Origin of the sequence: Shewanella sp. ISTPL2, assembly GCF_013283205.1 — a bacterium.
GTDB lineage: Bacteria > Pseudomonadota > Gammaproteobacteria > Enterobacterales > Shewanellaceae > Shewanella > Shewanella oncorhynchi.
The window spans coordinates 2,194,922-2,212,944 of sequence record NZ_JAAPAV010000001.1; the positions used below are offsets into that span (position 1 = coordinate 2,194,922).

The 18,023-nt window shown below is 41.9% G+C and carries 13 protein-coding genes; 9 read left to right on the forward strand and 4 right to left on the reverse strand.

The genetic code is table 11. The annotated features are described in order from the left end of the window. Positions 1–302: 302 nt before the first annotated feature. The gene (ampC, locus tag HUB64_RS09690) at positions 303–1,487 is read right to left on the reverse strand and encodes a class C beta-lactamase (RefSeq protein ID WP_173496889.1); all 1,185 of its coding nucleotides are present in this window, start codon (positions 1,485–1,487) and stop codon (positions 303–305) included. Positions 1,488–1,895: 408 nt separating this feature from the next. Between ampC and HUB64_RS09695 the strand changes: the two genes are divergently transcribed. Beyond that, positions 1,896–2,660 carry a tRNA-uridine aminocarboxypropyltransferase gene (locus HUB64_RS09695; protein ID WP_105253122.1) on the forward strand — a complete coding sequence of 255 codons (765 nt, stop codon included), beginning with the start codon at positions 1,896–1,898 and terminating at the stop codon, positions 2,658–2,660. Between the two features lie 148 nt (positions 2,661–2,808). Here HUB64_RS09695 and HUB64_RS09700 read toward each other — a convergent pair whose 3' ends face one another. Both HUB64_RS09700 and HUB64_RS09705 read right to left on the reverse strand, forming a co-directional pair. Further along, positions 2,809–4,866: a PhoX family phosphatase gene (locus HUB64_RS09700; protein ID WP_173496890.1), complete on the reverse strand. Its 2,058-nt coding sequence runs from the start codon at positions 4,864–4,866 to the stop codon at positions 2,809–2,811. 420 nt (positions 4,867–5,286) lie between these two features. Further along, positions 5,287–6,402 (reverse strand): tyrosine-type recombinase/integrase, encoded by a 1,116-nt coding sequence (locus HUB64_RS09705; RefSeq protein WP_173244764.1) that lies wholly within the window; start codon positions 6,400–6,402, stop codon positions 5,287–5,289. Between the two features lie 590 nt (positions 6,403–6,992). On the opposite strand from HUB64_RS09705, the gene HUB64_RS09710 reads away from it, so the two are divergent. The 4 genes from HUB64_RS09710 (at position 6,993) to HUB64_RS09725 (ending at position 10,631) form a co-directional block, all read left to right on the forward strand. Further along, on the forward strand, positions 6,993–7,520 hold the full coding sequence (locus HUB64_RS09710) for a hypothetical protein (protein ID WP_173244767.1): 528 nt from the start codon (positions 6,993–6,995) through the stop codon (positions 7,518–7,520). A 167-nt stretch (positions 7,521–7,687) separates the two neighbouring features. Next, entirely contained in the window at positions 7,688–8,026 is a 339-nt protein-coding gene (locus HUB64_RS09715; protein ID WP_028759890.1) for a hypothetical protein, read from the forward strand. Positions 8,027–8,374: 348 nt separating this feature from the next. Beyond that, entirely contained in the window at positions 8,375–10,363 is a 1,989-nt protein-coding gene (locus tag HUB64_RS09720; RefSeq protein WP_173244770.1) for an ATP-dependent DNA helicase RecQ, read from the forward strand. Then, positions 10,356–10,631: a hypothetical protein gene (locus HUB64_RS09725; RefSeq protein ID WP_028759892.1), complete on the forward strand. Its 276-nt coding sequence runs from the start codon at positions 10,356–10,358 to the stop codon at positions 10,629–10,631. Before HUB64_RS09720 ends, HUB64_RS09725 begins: the two co-directional genes overlap by 8 nt. An 86-nt stretch (positions 10,632–10,717) precedes the next feature. Here the strand turns inward: HUB64_RS09725 and eco are convergent, their stop codons facing one another. Next, complete coding sequence (gene eco / locus HUB64_RS09730; RefSeq protein ID WP_173496891.1) at positions 10,718–11,269, reverse strand: serine protease inhibitor ecotin; 552 nt, start codon at positions 11,267–11,269, stop codon at positions 10,718–10,720. A 641-nt stretch (positions 11,270–11,910) separates the two neighbouring features. Here eco and HUB64_RS09735 point away from each other — a divergent pair. The 4 genes from HUB64_RS09735 (at position 11,911) to HUB64_RS09750 (ending at position 17,885) form a co-directional block, all read left to right on the forward strand. Next, positions 11,911–13,191, forward strand: a complete 1,281-nt coding sequence (locus HUB64_RS09735; protein WP_173496892.1) for a cation diffusion facilitator family transporter — start codon at positions 11,911–11,913, stop codon at positions 13,189–13,191. After that, the gene (locus HUB64_RS09740; protein WP_173496893.1) at positions 13,192–13,686 is read left to right on the forward strand and encodes a MarR family winged helix-turn-helix transcriptional regulator; all 495 of its coding nucleotides are present in this window, start codon (positions 13,192–13,194) and stop codon (positions 13,684–13,686) included. 211 nt (positions 13,687–13,897) lie between these two features. Then, entirely contained in the window at positions 13,898–15,991 is a 2,094-nt protein-coding gene (locus tag HUB64_RS09745; protein WP_173496894.1) for a prolyl oligopeptidase family protein, read from the forward strand. A 268-nt stretch (positions 15,992–16,259) separates the two neighbouring features. Further along, entirely contained in the window at positions 16,260–17,885 is a 1,626-nt protein-coding gene (locus HUB64_RS09750) for a phosphoethanolamine transferase (RefSeq protein ID WP_173496895.1), read from the forward strand. Positions 17,886–18,023: the final 138 nt, after the last annotated feature.

Below are 18,023 nucleotides of genomic sequence, written 5' to 3' on the forward strand. Positions count from 1 at the left end.
TTTAATGCGATGCATAAGTTTTTATCCTGATTTTAAGCTGTAAAGCTAAACTTACGATAGGTTATTTGTCTGTTAACTAGGTCGATGAGTTGCAAATGAATTAATACTCAGATTAACCCTTCACTGCCTATTTTCTTACATGGGAGTTTGCTTAAAAATATTGGCTATTAAGAGATTGGAGGTAAGTAAGTGGATAAGGTGCTTAATACAAGCCACCCTAAAAAAATCACGCTAAAAGGAACAAATAAGAAAGGAGATTGCGAATCGGCCTATCTCCTTTAATAGTCGCGACTAGCAAGATGCTATTTTTGTAATTTCTCTATGCCCGTTAAAATCTGATACCCCACAGTCACCCGAGGCGGTACGGGATAATTTTTATTGCTTAACAATACTATGCCAAGCTTTTGCGCGGGAATAAATGCTGCATAAGCGGCAAAACCGCCAGTAGAGCCGGTTTTATTAATCCACACATTTTGCTGCGGCGCGAGGGGCGGCACTATGGGTTTAACGGGTGTACTGCCAAACACGACTTCCTGAGTATGGCCCATAAGTATTTTATCAAGATCAATAGGATATGAGTAATGCTCCCAAATCATATCTTGGGTCATCATGCCCACATCAAAGTATCCCGTGTGGGTCTCATCGAGTGCCGTTTGCAGTGGTTTGGGTAACGAATGTATATGCATATTGGCCTCAACAAATTGCAGTAAATCCTTGGCTGAGGTTTTAACGCCGTAGGCTTCATCGGCTAATACACCGGGATTGACTCGCACTGGCATGTCTTGCTTATCATAGCCTTGGGCATAATCGGCCATTTTGTTGCTAGGAACCTTGAGATAGCTGTTTGTCATACCCAATTGTGGAAATAGTGTTTGCTCAAGGGCTTGTGGAAACGTTTGCCCTAAACTCTGCGCGGCAATCATGCCAAGTAGTCCAATACTCGGATTGGCGTAATTCCTATGGGTCCCCGCGGCAAATGATGGTTGCCAATGCTTAAGGTAATCCATTAACTCTGCATTATTAGTGACCTTATCAGGAACTTGCATCGGCAAATCACCCGCTGTGTGGGTGGCTAAATTGATGAGACTAATCTTATCAAAATGGCTGCCTTTTAATGCTGGAACATAATCACTGGCCATGTCCGTGAGTGTTAATTTACCTTCGCCCTGTGCATAGTTAGCCAGTGTTGCGGTAAAGGTTTTACTGATAGAGCCAATCTCGAACAGGGTATCTTCAGTCACACTTTGCCCAGAGGTTTTAGAACTGACGCCATATTGGTAAAAATACTGTTTACCTTCTATGGTGATGCCAATTACTGCACCGGGAATAGCATACTCGGCCATCAGTGGTTTAACTGCGGAATCTACAATTGACTGGATGTCTTTGGTATTAAGCGTTTGGGCCGTAGTGACATTAGAAAATAGCGTAGCAGAGAGCAGTACGCCGCTTAATAACGGTATAGAAGCGATCGGGGCTTTTGGGTGCATAATTGACCTTTCATTGAGACTGTATTTGTAGAGTAGATTTTCGCATGATATTAGGGCAATTCCACACGAAGTTAAGTCATTACTGATATTTAGCTTAAATACTCCCCCAATAAGTAAGTTAAACGTTAATTTAGTCGGTTTAGTGTTGCACGCTATTGCATACTAAGTGGTAACACAGATTAATACATTACAGTTGTTTTAAGAGATAATTGCTCTGTGCTCTTAAATTATCTCACTGGCGTTAGGCTGCATATGAAACCATCAACCACTGACACCGGCCTTTTATCACGATAATGTATTACGCGATTGCACCATTGATGGCCAAGGGATAAACTGCGCCACCGCGATAAAAAAGTGCTAAATGATGTGGTCGCGATCCTTAATAAGTTTGATAGAGAATTGGTTTTTATGGCTTTAGCCCCCCATGCAGTGCACCATTTATATCAGTACCGTAAGTCTATTTCGACTAAACCCTTTGGTGCCCGCGGTAAAAAACTGATCCGCTGTCCATTATGCCTCTTAGGTGAGCAGTTCTGTACCTGTGCGCTACGCCGTCAGTTAGATACTCACGCCAGTTTCCTGCTGATTATGTATAACGATGAGGTGTTAAAGCCGACTAATAGCGGACGACTCATAGCGGATCTTATTCCTGATACCCACGCCTATATTTGGTCACGTACAGAACCTGAAGCTGAGTTGCTTGCTTTGCTGAATTCGCCGCAATATCAACCCTATTTAGTGTTTCCTGCCCAGTATGCAGAGCAAGGGCAAACCGTACTGAACCAAGTGCCAATGTCGACATTGGCCGAAGGTAAACGGCCGCTGCTTGTTCTGCTTGATGGCAGTTGGCGTGAAGCGATTAAAATGTTCCGTAAGAGCCCTTACTTACACTCACTGCCGTTGCTTTCCTTCGATCCCGACACGTTTGCGACCTATGCATTGCGTAAAGGTAGTCATGATTTTCAACTTGGTACCGCCGAGGTGGCATCATTGGCTTTAGGAGCGATTGGCGAAGCGGCTAATGGCAAAGCCTTAAGTACTTGGTTTGATTTGTTTGTTGAATCTTCCTTACTTGGCCGCAATCGCCGTTGCCGTGAGGACCTTCTGCCAATTACAGATTTTACCGATGCTTTTGAACTGGCCTTTGAACAAGCAAGTCGTAGTAAGAGTTAATCGATGTTGGATTTAATCTATTTTGAAAAAGGCTAGTTAACTATCTTCTTAAATAAAAAATCCCCTACAGTGAGGGGATTTGTTATGTGTAGCAATTAACTTATAGGAACTTCATATTTAAGAAGATACCTCGCACAAGCATAATTGTTTATACCGCGACTTCTTTACCATCTAACTTACGGATAACGACCGTAGCGGCGCGAGGGCGTAATGTCGTGCCCGCAGGCGTTTTTTCAGCGGCATTGGACGAATAAGGCCAATTACCGGGATGCTGAATGTTAGCAAAAACAGATGTGTAATCAGGGCTAATAGCAAAACCCGTAACCTCACAGTCGTTTGGTCCAACAAAGAAACGCTTTAATTCCATTTGGTTATCAGCCGTTACGCCGAGCTGTTTCTCTTGGCCATCAACAAGCGTTGAAGGCACTATTGCTAGCATCTGATCGTTGGTTTCTTCTGCGACCTCCTTGGCTCCATTGTCGGTTTGAACCCACAAAATACCGCGTTGATCGAAGGCTAAACCGTCTGGGCTGGCAAATTGGTTAAGATCTGTTAGGCCTGATAAGTTTGTCTCTGCGTTACCATCACTTGGTGATCCAAATACGAAGATATCCCATGTAAATTCAGTATCTTTGTCACTTTCATCCCAACGAATAATATGGCCAAAGTGGTTTTTCAATCTTGGGTTCGCTGGATTGGTTTCAGTTCGTTTCGAGTTGTTGGTCAGGGTCAAATAAATTGAACCTGTGAAAGGATCGACAGCACACCATTCAGGGCGATCCATAGGTGTTGCACCAACAAGATCCGCTGCGCCTGCTGTGTTCAAAATAATCTCGGCTAAGCTAGCGAAAGTATTCCCTAGGGTTTTTCCGTCCGTAGTCTGGCTATCTAAGGTTAAAGGCAACCAAACACCACCACCATTTGCATTAAACTTAGCTGCATATAAAGTACCTTCATTCATATACTTATCGCCAGTTTGTATGCGATTGCTGCTGTCAGCATCTTTTGCATCCCACGCCGCGGCCGAGACAAATTTATAGAGGTATTCGAATTGTGAATCGTGGCCAGAATAGAATACTACTGGCTTACCTTCGGTTAACTTGCCAAAGGTACAACCTTCATGGCGGAAACGACCAAGCGCGGTACGTTTTACTGCGCGCGATGTTGGATTGAAAGGGTCAATTTCAACAATATAACCGTGACCATTCGCTTCATTACGATAGTCATCTTGAGCACTTGCACCTTTTGGTGTTACATCAAAACGCGCGAATTCATCGAGACGTTCCTCATCATGACCTGCAAGATCATCCCAGCCATAACGTGTGCTGGTTTTGCTGATCCCAATGCGATTTTGCTCGGCAGTTAACGTACCACGGTTTGCGAAGTAGCCTGGCCAGTTTTCTTCACAGGTTAAATAAGTGCCCCAAGGCGTGTAACCATTGCCGCAGTTATTTAATGTACCGCGAGCCTGACTCCCGTCGGGAGAATAGCGGGTTTCGAGTAGAGAAGAGTAGGCGAGAGGACCGCTAATATCCATCACAGTCGCACCGGTGAATCGGCGGTTATGGTTATCATTACTAACCACTTCCCATTGATTACTAACCAGTTTTATACGTACAACCGATACGCCATGGGCGTTGATTTCTTTACGTACCTCATCGATAATTGTGCGCAAACCTGAAGTAGGATCAAAAGTTTGTCCTGCTGGATGTAATGCAACTTCATCAATGTATTCATGGTTAATGCAAAGTAAACCGTCATTACCCGAATCATTTAATGGAAAGAAATGCATGCCATCATGGTGCATACCGACTGAGTTCGCTTGGTCATCGGCAGTGTTACTACCATCACTTTTCCATGGTGCTGCTTTTGCATTTAATGGCGTGCCCCATGGTGCAAGTACCTGCGCTGTATAGCCTTCTGGCACAACGACGGCATCTAAACGAGAACCCGCAACTGACGTAAAGTTTAGCTTGGCGGTACTTTTTGTCGGTGGCAAAGGTGTCACTGGATCAACAGGTTTTGTAACGGGTGTGTCATCTGATCCGCAAGCAGTTAAGCCTACACTGGCAAAAGCTGTCATAGCACTGAGGCCTAAACCACTTTTTACGAAGTTACGGCGAGATAAATGTTTATCCAACACTTGGTTAAATGGCTCGTTATTACTTTTATTATAAAGTGTAGGATCAAAGGTGGCCTTACTCATATATTACTCCGGCTAGTACGATGGATTAAATTTCGTGACTAAGGCTAAAGTATCAATATGACAATAAAGATGATTTTATATTACAATAATACTGCAGTGAGCAATAAACCCGATATGCTATGAAAATGTTAACCAGCAGTTTGCTATGGTCTAAGATGCTGAGGTCGCAGTATCTCAATTAGAATTTTTATTCTGCTATAATGTCAAATCTTGTATCCAAGATAAAAATATATAATGTGAAATTATTGCTTTAATTATTTTTCAAATTAAAAATTGGAAATAATTTTAATATAAATTACTGAATATCATTTTTATTCATAAACATGATAGGTTTATTTTAACGTTATAATTGCTATTTTATTTTAGGTAAAAAACTAACTGATTCTTACCGAGTCATGATCTAGTTTAGTCTTTTGGGTTTTAGTCTCTTGGTTTTAAATAATGGCGAAGTGAGCGCGGATCGGTATGGCCAGTTCTGGCCATAATGTATAAATGATCTTTATCATTTTCATAGAGTTGAGTGACACAACCACTACGCAGACTGTGGGCGCCATAAAACTTTGCAGGTAGGCCCGCTTTTGTGCAATATTTTTTAATGATGCGATAAATATCGTCTCCCGTGAGAAAACCACTATTTTTATGTAAACTTGAATTAGCTTCAGAGTGATGTTCTACTATTTGATAAGGGCGTAAATATTTCCCATCACGGGAAAGCGATCTAAATAAATGTCCATCCTCTATATTGGCTAGTGATAACCAATTTTTTACCGCGTTGAGTGCTGCAAAAGGTTCATGATCCGGTAGGTCTTTCCATTCCCGTTGACCTTGCTGATTACTCTTCGAATAAGGTAGGCGCACTTTTAGCTTATTGCGTAAAAAACTGACATATTGAACTTTTATATCTGCAAGTTCAGAACGGCGAAACCCACCTTGTAATCCTAACTGAATAATGGCTTTGTCTCTTGCTCGGGTTAATGGCTGCACTTGTTCATCGATAGCTTGAATGAGCATTTCCACTTCATCATACATAATCGGTTGTTGATCATAATCACTCACATGGCGAGATTGATTTCTGCTCAAGCCACGCATCACTCTGATCACCAGTGTATGTTCGGTAGGCGAGTGGAATCCTGCTTGAATATGATGGTAGCGAATGGCTGCCAACCTTGTGGTTAATGTTTGCTTTGAAAGTTGAACGCCAGTGCTTTCTTGGATCAGTTCTTTTTGATGACCAATAAATGAAATTACGCTTCTTGGATCTGCGGGCAGGGCCTGCAGTTGGTGTTCGGCACAATAACGGCTAAATAGACTAAAGCTCGTATTATAAACACGGCGGGTGTTGGCTGAAATTTCATATTCAGTTTCTTCGGCAGCACTTAAATAATCACTTCGAACAGATTGTGGCAGGAAAGTCTCTTCAAAAAAACGTGGCTGTTCAGCACAGTTATTATTGTGATGCTCTGATCCTGTCACTTTTTCATTCGTTACATTGGTGTTATTTTGAGCATTACTATTTGTCCGGATCATTTTAGACATGCCGTTGAAGTGACCTGATATCGAATTAAGAAGGCGTAATTATACGCAAATCACACCTACATCTACCAGTGATAATCGTCATTATCACTGGTAGAGTGCTTATTTGTTCAAATAAACTTCTGTTATCGGAATAGGGCGCATTAAATAGCATTTAGTTGGTTTTTTTAGTTTAAAAAATAGCCAAGATAAACCTATTCTAACAATGGCGATTAATTAAGCGGATATAAAATTAAAGGCAATGATAGTATGAAATTCGTACTTTCTCTATGCAGTGGTTTCGAACTTAGTTAGTCACAGATGCATAATTTTAAAGAATGGTTTAACCATTTTATTGGTTTTCTTGAATGGAATGCCGCTAAACTAGGCTTGCGTGTTGGGTGAAATTTAAGCTAATAACGACAACCGCTTATCGGGTTCTTAGCCTGTTATGAGTTGAGCTATTTCTGCCAAAGGCAAAATGAAGCATAAGGGATCGATTCCCAGTCAATAAAATGGTTGAACCATATATTAATACTTATCGATTTGTACTAGCATGAGGTCCCATTTATTTCATCCGCATTAAACGCATGCTTAGCTAAAGAAACGTATTTATGGAACCGCAAGCCTGGATATATCAACAAGACAAACCAACAGCAGGGAGAAAATTATTATTGCTTGAGGAAGCAGAATTAATTTTTGCCTTACCCTTAATTTATCGCCTTATCAATCCTGAAGCTGTGGCATCTAAACCGGATTGGTTTTGTGACGCTGAGTTACAAACGGTTTTCTATACTAAGTTGGTGACACAACTAAATGAATTAGTCCGATTACGCAAAAAGGCACTGCGGATCGACAACGAGCTTACTAATGTAAACAAAATGCTCAATCAGTATTTTACTGATTTTGGCTGGCGTATGGTTCGCAAAGAATTATCTCAAATAAAAAAACGACAAAAAAAGTCTCATATTGAGCTGAGCAGGGATATTATTTTGAGGTTAAAACGTTATATGGAAACTCAAAAGTTAGACAGTTTTGACCAAGCCATTGATACCCTATTGTCAGAGCATAATGAAAATATTTCGCTTAATGTTTTACAGCATACTGATGAGGATGTTGTAGACGATATTGTTGATGAATAGAACAAAAAAACGCGGCTCTATGTTTTGAAGAATATGATTTTACAGTTGTTCTATTGCCTAAAATGGATTATCTAATAAGGGTAAGTTAGCCGTGACTTATCTGTGCAGACACGTAAAATTACTGTTAAGATCTTATGTTTACGACTAGATAACGCGGGGCATTAGAGATGAGTTTAAGTATTGCAAACGATAGGAAAATTGCGGTTTTATGCCGAATTGAACCTGGCTGTCTCGGACCTGATGGCGTAGATCATATTGAGGCTTTTTGTGCTTTAGCCCAGAAAGCGATGCAACATTTTGACGTCGATGTTGGCACTTGGGTATTGATCCCAAGATATGATAAAACCTTAGAAGAGATGCAATATAGTCTTGCAAATAAGCTGCTTTCGCGTGAGCAGGCAACTAAATATTTAGTCTCTATAGGCCGTGACATTGATGGTTTTGAAGAAAGATTTCAGGACAAACTGACGTCGATGATCAATCTATATCTTGCTAGAAAACCTTAAATGCTCAATTTATCGGAGATGTATTTTTTGCTGAGATTCATCTGACTTCTTGTTTTTTCATAGGAGATATCGGATTTGCATTTTTACAAATCGGTTTTATTTTCATATTTAATTTCTGACTAAAAAACAAAATTAATCCTATATTAATCATTGTTTTGCAACAAAATCTGCACCTATAATTACGCTGCTGATGAGCAGTTAAGTTGGCTTGAAAACTCAGTTGTTGCTAATTAACTCCGTAAAGTACGTCAAAATTTGCTAGACTAGTCGACTCACTTAATGCTGAATCTTTTTCTTGCGGTATGCCCGAATTTTGTGGGTGGTAAGGATAAGTGTAAAGGACGGTTGATGTTCAATCCCATTCCGGAAACCAATCCATACGTTAGTTTGCTGCAGCAGGATTTCGGTTTTTCTGAATTTCGTCCTGGCCAAGCGCAAACGATAACACAACTTTTAGCAGGGAAGTCGAGTTTAGCGATTTTCCCGACGGGTTCTGGTAAATCCCTTTGTTATCAATTTACAGCATTGCAGTTACCCCATTTGAGTTTAGTGATTTCGCCTTTACTCGCCTTGATGAAAGATCAGCTGGAATTTTTACAATCTAAGGGAATTCATGCGGCCAGCATAGATTCAACCTTAAGCGCCGAGCAGAGTCAGCAAGTGATGACAGATGCGCGCTCTGGCAAACTGAAAATTTTAATGGTGTCGGTGGAACGTTTCAAAAATGAACGCTTTAGGCAGTTTATTCAATCGGTTCCGTTGTCTATGCTGGTCGTAGATGAGGCACATTGTATTTCAGAATGGGGTCACAATTTTCGGCCTGATTATCTTAAATTACCTGATTATCGGCGCGAGCTTGAGATCCCGCTGGTATTGTTACTAACGGCCACTGCTACACGTAAAGTGAAACTGGATATGGCCAAGCGCTTCGATATCGCGCCCGAACACATAGTACAAACAGGATTTTATCGACCCAATTTAGATTTGACTGTTCTGCCCGTGTCGACTCAAGAGAAAAATGCCTTACTGGTTAAGCAGATAACATCATTCTCAGGTGCTGGTATTGTGTATGTGACGTTACAGCAAACCGCCGAAATAGTCGCACGACTCTTGAGCCAACAAGGCATAGTCGCCAGTGCCTATCATGCTGGATTTGAAGATGAAAAACGTCAACAAATTCAAAATGATTTTATGCAGGATAAGCTGCAAGTGGTGGTAGCTACCATCGCCTTTGGTATGGGAATAGATAAGAGCAATATCCGTTTTGTGATCCACTATGATTTGCCTAAATCCATTGAAAACTACAGTCAAGAAATCGGCAGAGCAGGGCGTGATGGTGCATTATCCCATTGTGTGACTTTAGCCAATCTTGACGGACTCAATACCGTTGAAAATTTTGTGTATGGCGATACGCCTGAGCGAGAAGGTATAGCGCAAGTCATTGAAGCAATTCGACTTGAACAAGATTCTGGTCAGTGGGAATGTCAGCTTAATGGCGTGTCGACGGCGAGTAATATTCGCCAGTTGCCGTTAAAAACGTTACTTGTGCAGCTAGAAATTCTAGGTGTGGTTAAGCCGTTATTTGCTTACTACGCCGATGTTAATTACAAATTTTTAGTGGATAAACATGTCATTCTGAGCCGCTTTAATCCAGAGCGGCAGGCCTTTTTGACGCAAATTTTTAATCATACGCAGATGAAGAAAATATGGGGCGCATTAGATTTTGATGCCTTGTACAGTGCAACGGGCCATGAACGCAGTCGCGTGTTGGCCGCGCTGGAATATTTAGCTGAACATCAGTTGATTGAATTAGAAACCAAACGAATTACTGATGTTTATCGGGTGGATGTTGCCGCATTAGCGCGTCCGGAACTCATCGATGAGCTGTACCATTATTTTATTGATAAAGAGCAGAAAGAAATTGCGCGAATAGCGCAGTTAGTCCGCTTTTTTGAACTTGAGACGTGCTTAAGCCACAATTTATCCCGTTATTTTGATGATAATGAGACGCCGGCTTTCTGCGGTCATTGCAGTGTCTGCCGCGGCAATTTTGCTAAGTTGAGTTATTCGACGGAACCGACTTGGCCGACAGATCAGCAGATGTTGGCTGATTTACATGAGTTGAAGCACCATTTAACGGCCAAAGGCATAGATGCTTTATCACTTGATACCTATTGTCGTTGCCTTGCTGGCATGTCAGTTCCTTTGGTGAGTCGTTTTCAAGTGCGTAAGTTGAGTGGTTTCGGCCGCTGTGAAAAATTGAGATATGCTGAAATTAAACAGAAAGTTGAGTCACTGTTGTCGCAACTAGATGATAAAAGAGTTGAACATGAATAAGGCCGTAAAAAAGATGTTAGCCACCCATGAACATTTGGTTCACTCTGAAGGTGTGACTGTGGTTTCGCATATGCAAAGGGAAAAAGCGGAGTGGATACAACATACTGTTATGATTGAAGATTGTGACGTGCCGTTTAAATTTAGACGGGTCAAAAAGTATCGTAATCTGCAAGGGCAAAAGATCAATGTCATCTATTACCCAGAGACAGAAACTGTGGCAGGTTTTGAAATAGAAATTATGCAAGTCGTTAGAATTAAACGATTCTAGTTAATGCGCTTCGAGTCTTTGCTTTTATCAATCAGCAAAGACTCGAAGCGCATTTGATTGATGACGCAAGAGTTAAATTCGGCTATTTACTTGGAATATTGATAGGTTGAATCTACTTTCCAAGTTCTGAAACGCAGTTCAGCGCCTTCTGGTAGATAAAACACCTTAGGCAAGCGACTGTCGTAGCGCATTTTTAGCTCAGCTGGAATACGTACAAAAGCTTCTTTCTTCGCCAATTCGAAACAGGCCATCATAGTGCTCGGGCCTTCAGCGATTTCATCCACTTGATAGTAGTTATAACCCCAACCTTGTACTGTCAGTTCCTTCAACTCCCCGTTTAATCCATGCTTATTGCAATCAACCATTTGAGTCTGACCAATTTGGATTTCGACCATGTAGTCATCTTCGTTTTCTAATTTAGGTAAACTTAAAATGTGCTGCACCATACCTGCTGCCGGAGCAGGGAACATCTTAGTGGCTTCCTGCGCGCTGTAATCTTTTGGATCGAAACGTTGAATACTGATCATAGGCGCATTTAACCCTGTTGGATGTGGTGGGCTCACCGCCGCGGCATTGAATGACAATAGTGCAAATGCAAGGGGAACAGTGCTAACGCTAAATAAGGTCTTCAATTTCATTTTATTTCTCCTAATCGAACTGAATTGATGTCGATAAATTTGTCTGTGTTCTGCTTCCTATAAACGCAGCAGAGGTAAAAAAGGGTTAAATTATTCAATAAAAAATTGATTTTTTACTCAAATAATTTTTATCAATCTGAATAATAAGGGTTAATTACACTTTCCAATGACTTATTTTGTTAAGTTCTCTGCTATTTCAATTCTTTGCTGTGGCTTTTTTATGACTCATATCATGCGAAAAATATACGAAACAGCCTAGATAAAAACCTTAAAACTTGGATTTCAACTTGCACTGAAAAGCCACCGCTGTGTCTGTCTATAACTGCATAAGGCTATAATAAAGCCAATCTAACTCAGCTATGTGAGCTGTTTTTACTCATAAATCAAGCGCTAATCCATTAAACCTTGCCTGATATCCTTTGCCTAGTCTAGCTGCCTATCTTAATTCACATATCAGTGTCTCGACTGATGGCAGGAGGGCAGATGCATTATGGGGATTCAAATACACGTTTAAAAGTTTGAAAACAGTATATCTTGATAAACAGTTAATTTGATCTTCATATATTTTGATTTTCAAACTATAATTCAAGCGACGAGTTTTTCACCATTAATAGCGATAGAAATGGAACAGGGGCCATACAATGAAATCAATGACAGCCGAGCAAGCAACAGGACATCAAGCTACTACGGGAAGCCGCCAAGGGCACTCTCTCGCCCAGTGGCAGCACGCCCATGAGTTTTCGAGTCAGAACCGCGATGGCGAGAAGAACACTCGCTATGTACTGTATTTAACCGTGATCACTATGGTGGCTGAAATTGCTGCCGGAACCATTTACGGTTCTATGGCACTGCTCGCCGACGGTTGGCACATGGGAACCCATGCCGCGGCCTTTATGATCACGTTATTCGCATATTCCTATGCCCGTAAACATGCTAACGATCCTGCATTTGCTTTCGGTACTGGCAAAGTGAGTGTGCTTGGCGGTTATACCAGCGCAATAGCGCTAGGACTTGTGGCACTGGTGATGTTAATTGAATCGGGAATGCGACTGATTAACCCTGAGCAAATCCATTTTAACGAAGCCATATTTGTGGCTGTCATAGGTTTGAGCGTTAATGTGCTGAGTGTATTTTTACTCAAAGATCACCATACCCACGACCATGGGCATCACCACGGGCACGCTCATGGTCATAGTCACGATCATGGACATCAAGATGATCATGAAGACGAGCATGCTCATCACAGCTGCGAAGCACACTCCTCCCATGACGATCACGTCCATACGGCTCATTCACATGGTGCGGGTCCACATACACATGATGACTCACATGCACACGATGAAAGTCATCAAGATCATAGCCATTGCCATCATAAACAGGAGCACCATGCTGCTGAGCATGAGCATGAGCATGAGCATGAGCATGAGCATGAGCATGAGCATGAGCATGAGAGTCAGAAGGCACACGGTGGTCATGATCACAACCTACGCGCCGCCTATTTTCACGTATTAGCAGATGCGTTAACGTCAGTGCTCGCCATTGCGGCCTTGTTGTTTGGTAAATACATGGGACTGACTTGGCTCGATCCAGTTATGGGTATCGTGGGTGCTGTGATTATTAGTCGTTGGTCATGGGGCCTCATTCAGCAAACGAGTCCTATCTTACTTGACGGTGGTGTTAAAGCGTCATTGCAGCGTAAGGTCGTGGAAACTCTTGAGGCCGTACCGGATCATCAAGTGGCCGATTTACATCTTTGGCGAGTGAGTGCCGATCACCATGCTATTATGGTGTCTATCGTGTCCCATTCACCGAAAGATGTCAGTTATTTTAATCAGTTACTATCACAATTTCCTGAATTGGCCCATATCACTATTGAACTCCATACTTGCCGTCAGTGCGAGTGTATGGCTAAGGAAGCCTAAATGACTGTTAAACATCATCATTCATCAAACCTGAATTCAAGTGAGCCGCATTTGCCTACTGCTCATTCAACGGCCGCACATTCAACAGATCATGCATTAAATCATGTGATTATTGAATTTTATGAAAAGCTGTCGTCTTGGGAACACGCCATTGTGCGTGACAAAGGTTTTAGCCTATCGCAGGTGCACACCATTGAGTTACTCGGCGTGCACGGCGCTATGAGAATGAAAGAACTGGCAGATAAAATTGGTGTCACAACAGGTACACTAACGGTCCAAATCGACAAAATGGTAGAAGCTGAGTGGGTTGTACGTCGTCCCCATGAAACCGATCGTCGTTCGATTCTGGTGGAGTTAACCGAAAAGGGCCAAACTTTGTTCCTCGAACATGATGCATTACATCTACAACTCACTACAGATCTCACCGCTAAAATGAGCAGTGAGGAACGAATCGTACTGCTCAATTTGTTGTCTCGTATGAATAACGAGTTTTAATTTACCCTATTTCATCCACTAAAAAGCGTCCCTCGTGGACGCTTTTTTATAGCATGGCATTTTTAAAAACGCGATTCATTCTAGATTAATCATCTGCTATTACAGTACCTTACCTTTTGTTACATTCTTGTTGGATTAATAGTTGAACTGGATATTAATTAAGGTAATGTAAGGGCAGATCTCAAGATGGACTTTGTTTAAAAGGAATAGAATGAATAATAAATTACTGCCTTGGTGCATTGCAGGAGTGCTCGGTATGAGCGGTCAACTTCACGCAGAAGAAGATAAATACATTTGGTTAGAAGATGTTGAAGGCGCAAAGCCGATGGAATGGGTGAAAACCCAAAATGCTGCATCTGCCGCCGAAATTAAAGCGTTTAAAGGTTTTGATAGCTTAGTGACGAACAGTCTCGCCATCCTGAACGATAAAGAACGCATTCCCTACGCGACCCACATTGGCGACAAGTTATACAACTTTTGGAAGGATGACACCCATGTGCGCGGTATTTACCGCCGTACTACCATGGAAGAATATGCTAAACCCGATCCCAAATGGGAAACCGTGCTTGATATCGATGCCCTAGGTAAAGCTGAATCCGTCAATTGGGTATTTAAGGATATTAGCTGTCAGTATCCCGAAAATGAGCGCTGTTTTGTCTCACTTTCCCGCGGCGGTGCCGATGCGGTGGAAGTGCGAGAATTTAACTTAAATACTAAATCCTTTGTTGCCACCAAAGATAAGCCATTCTTTTTGAAAGAAGCCAAATCAAGTCTGAGCTGGATAGATAAAGACCACGCCTTTGTCGGTACTGATTTTGGTGATGGTCAAAGCATGACTGACTCAGGTTATCCACGGGAGGTGAAACTCTGGCAACGTGGTACAGCACTCGAGCAAGCGAAACCGATTTTCACTGGTGACAAAACCTCTGTCGCTGTATCAGGCTGGGTTTTATTCGATGATAAAACACCGCTGAGTTTAGTCACCGAGGCACATACTTTTTATACCGCCAGCCAATATGTCTATCAAGATGGCAAACTCATAGGGTTGCCATTACCTCAAGATGCTGAGATTAAAGGTTATTTTGAAGGTAAGTTATTTATTGAGTTAAAGAGCGATTTAATCAACAAAGACGGTAACTTTAAGCAAGGCGCGGTCGTGTATGCCGATGTGGCGGATCTTATCGCCCAAAAAGCCAAATTCAGTTTATTTGTGAGCCCGACTCAGACCGCATCGATAGCGCAGCTTAGTTTTAGTAAGAGTGCGATTTTCGTTAATTGGCTCGATAACGTGAAAAGCAAATTAGTACGGTATGAGCAAGACGAAAAGGGCGCTTGGCAAAGCACCCAAGTCCCATTCGAAGCGAATGGCGCCCTGACGGTAATGGACGTTGAGCAAGACAGTGATGATTTTTTCGTGAATTACACCAGTTTTCTTGAGCCTTCAAGCCTCTATACGGTTAATGCAAAAACCTTAAATCCGAAGAAAATTAAAGGTATGCCGCAACAGTTTGCTGCGGATAAGTTTAAAACTGAGCAATACTTTGCGACGTCTAAAGATGGCACTAAAGTACCGTACTTTGTGGTGATGGCTAAGGATCTTAAGTTAGATGGCACTAATCCTACGCTACTTTATGGCTACGGTGGGTTTGAAGTCTCACTGCGTCCATCCTATTCGGCCACCATTGGTAAGAATTGGTTAGAGCAGGGCGGCGTATATGTGTTATCTAACATTCGCGGCGGTGGCGAATATGGTCCAGCTTGGCATCAAGCGGCGTTAAAGCAAAATCGACATAAAGCCTATGAGGATTTCGAGGCAATAGCGGAAGATTTGATTGCCCGTAAAATCACGTCAAGTAAACATTTAGGTATCCAAGGTGGCAGCAACGGTGGCCTGTTAATGGGGGCGGCATTTACCCGCAGACCGGATCTGTACAACGCTGTCGTGTGCCAAGTGCCTTTACTTGACATGTTTAGATTCAATAAGTTACTCGCCGGTGCCAGCTGGATGGGGGAATACGGTAATCCGGATATTCCTGAGGAATGGGCTTACATTAAAACTTACTCTCCGTACCATAATCTGCATAAAGACGTGCATTATCCAAAGGTCTTTTTCACCACATCGACCCGTGATGACAGGGTTCACCCAGGTCACGCCCGTAAGATGGTGGCTAAGATGAAAGACATGGGAATTGATGTCTTGTACTACGAAAATATTGAAGGTGGCCACGCCGGTGCTGCAGATAATAATCAAGCCGCGGAACTTAATTCAATGGCGTTTGCCTACTTATTACAGCAATTAAGATAATTACCGCTGGGTTAGCATGAATTGTTAACTCTTCACTGGTAAAACCGAGCAAGACCCTAATAGGTTGGGGAGCAGAAAACGGTCGAACTTATTGAGGTTCGGCCGTTTTTTTAAGTTTATTATTTAATGTTAACAATACCCACAGATAATTTGAGCCATTGCCAAGAGCTTGCTACTATTGCGAAAAATTTCACTGTCAAAGGCCTAAGACTACCTTAAGAATACTAAGTTATTCTCGACAAACAACTAATTTGAGTGAGAGCTATCAGTGTTAGCAAGATTTAAGACTCTATCGGTGAATCGATTCACTTTTATCACAGCGTTATTTTACGTCTGTATTTTCAATATCCCATTGTTTGGCATCATTAAGAAAGGCATTGAAAAACAACCTGATGTCGATCCTATCTTCATCGCTACTGTGCCGTTGTTTTTAACTTTTGCACTCAGTTTTGTATTTTCCTTATTTACGGTGAAGTATCTCGTTAAACCGTTTTTCATCTTACTCACCTTGTTATCATCGAGTGTGTTCTTCGCTGCCTACCAATACAATGTCGTCTTCGATTACGGCATGATAGAAAACACTTTTCAAACCAATCATGCCGAAGCGTTCATGTATGTGAATTTTGCTTCGATAATGAATATGTTACTGACGGGAATTTTACCCGCGTACCTTATCTATAAAGCGGATATTCAGTACAAACCTTTCCTAAAAGAACTACTGCATAAAGTGCTTTTTATGCTAGCTATGTTGGCAGGACTGGGCATTATTGCTTTCTTCTATTTTCAAGATTACGCGGCCTTTGGCCGTAACAACGACGAGCTAAAACGTTATATTGTGCCGACGTATTTTATCGGTGCTGTGTCTAAGTACATCAATGTGCAGTACTTGCAAACGCCAATGGAATATCAGCAACTTGGCCTCGATGCAAAAAATGTCAGTGCCAACTCAAATGGTAAACCGAATTTATTAGTCCTAGTCGTGGGGGAAACCGCGCGTTCAATGAGTTATCAGTATTATGGCTACGACAAGCCAACCAACGCCCATACCCAAGACCAAGGATTAATAGTCTTTAAAGATACCCATTCATGTGGCACGGCAACGGCGGTATCTTTGCCTTGCATGTTTTCTCGCATGGGACGGGAAGATTACGATTCACGCCGTGCCTATGCTCAAGACACCGCCGTTGATGTGTTGGATCATGGCGGTATTAAAGTGCAGTGGTTTGACAATGATTCTGGCTGTAAAGGGGTGTGTGACCAAGTTGAAAACATAACCATTGATTTGAACAGTGATCCTAAGTTGTGCACTGGCCAATATTGTTTCGACCAAGTGTTACTGAACAAATTAGATGAAGCCTTAGCCAACGCAGAACGCAAAGATACTGTGATTGTATTGCATGTTATTGGTAGTCATGGCCCGACTTATTTCTTACGTTATCCAGCAGAACACCGTAAGTTCACACCGGATTGTCAGCGCAGTGATATACAAAACTGCAGTGAAGATGAGCTGATGAATACCTATGACAATAGTATTTTGTACACTGACTATATTATTAGCGAAGTGGTTAAAAAGTTAGAAAACCAACAAGATAAATTTGATCCAGCCATGTTGTATCTGAGCGATCATGGCGAGTCTTTAGGCGAAAAAGGCATGTATTTACATGGCGCACCTTACAGTATCGCACCGATTGAGCAGACGAGCATTCCTATGCTTGCTTGGGTGTCAAAAGATTTTAGCCAAGATAATCAATTGGATATGGATTGTTTGGCTGAGCATGCGGCGAAAGGTGGTTTCTCCCATGACAATTTATTCGATAGTCTATTGGGACTAATGAATATCAAAACTGAGGTATATCAGCCTGAATTAGATATCTTTGCTCGCTGCCGCGGTTAATTGTGGACTTAATTGTCGCGAGGTTTAGCTCGTTCTAGTTGGTTCGACACCATGATGAGGAAGAGGATGGCAACATCCTCTTTTCTTTTGCTCCCTGTCATAATAATTGATTTCTCCCATATCCAAATCGAATTAGTT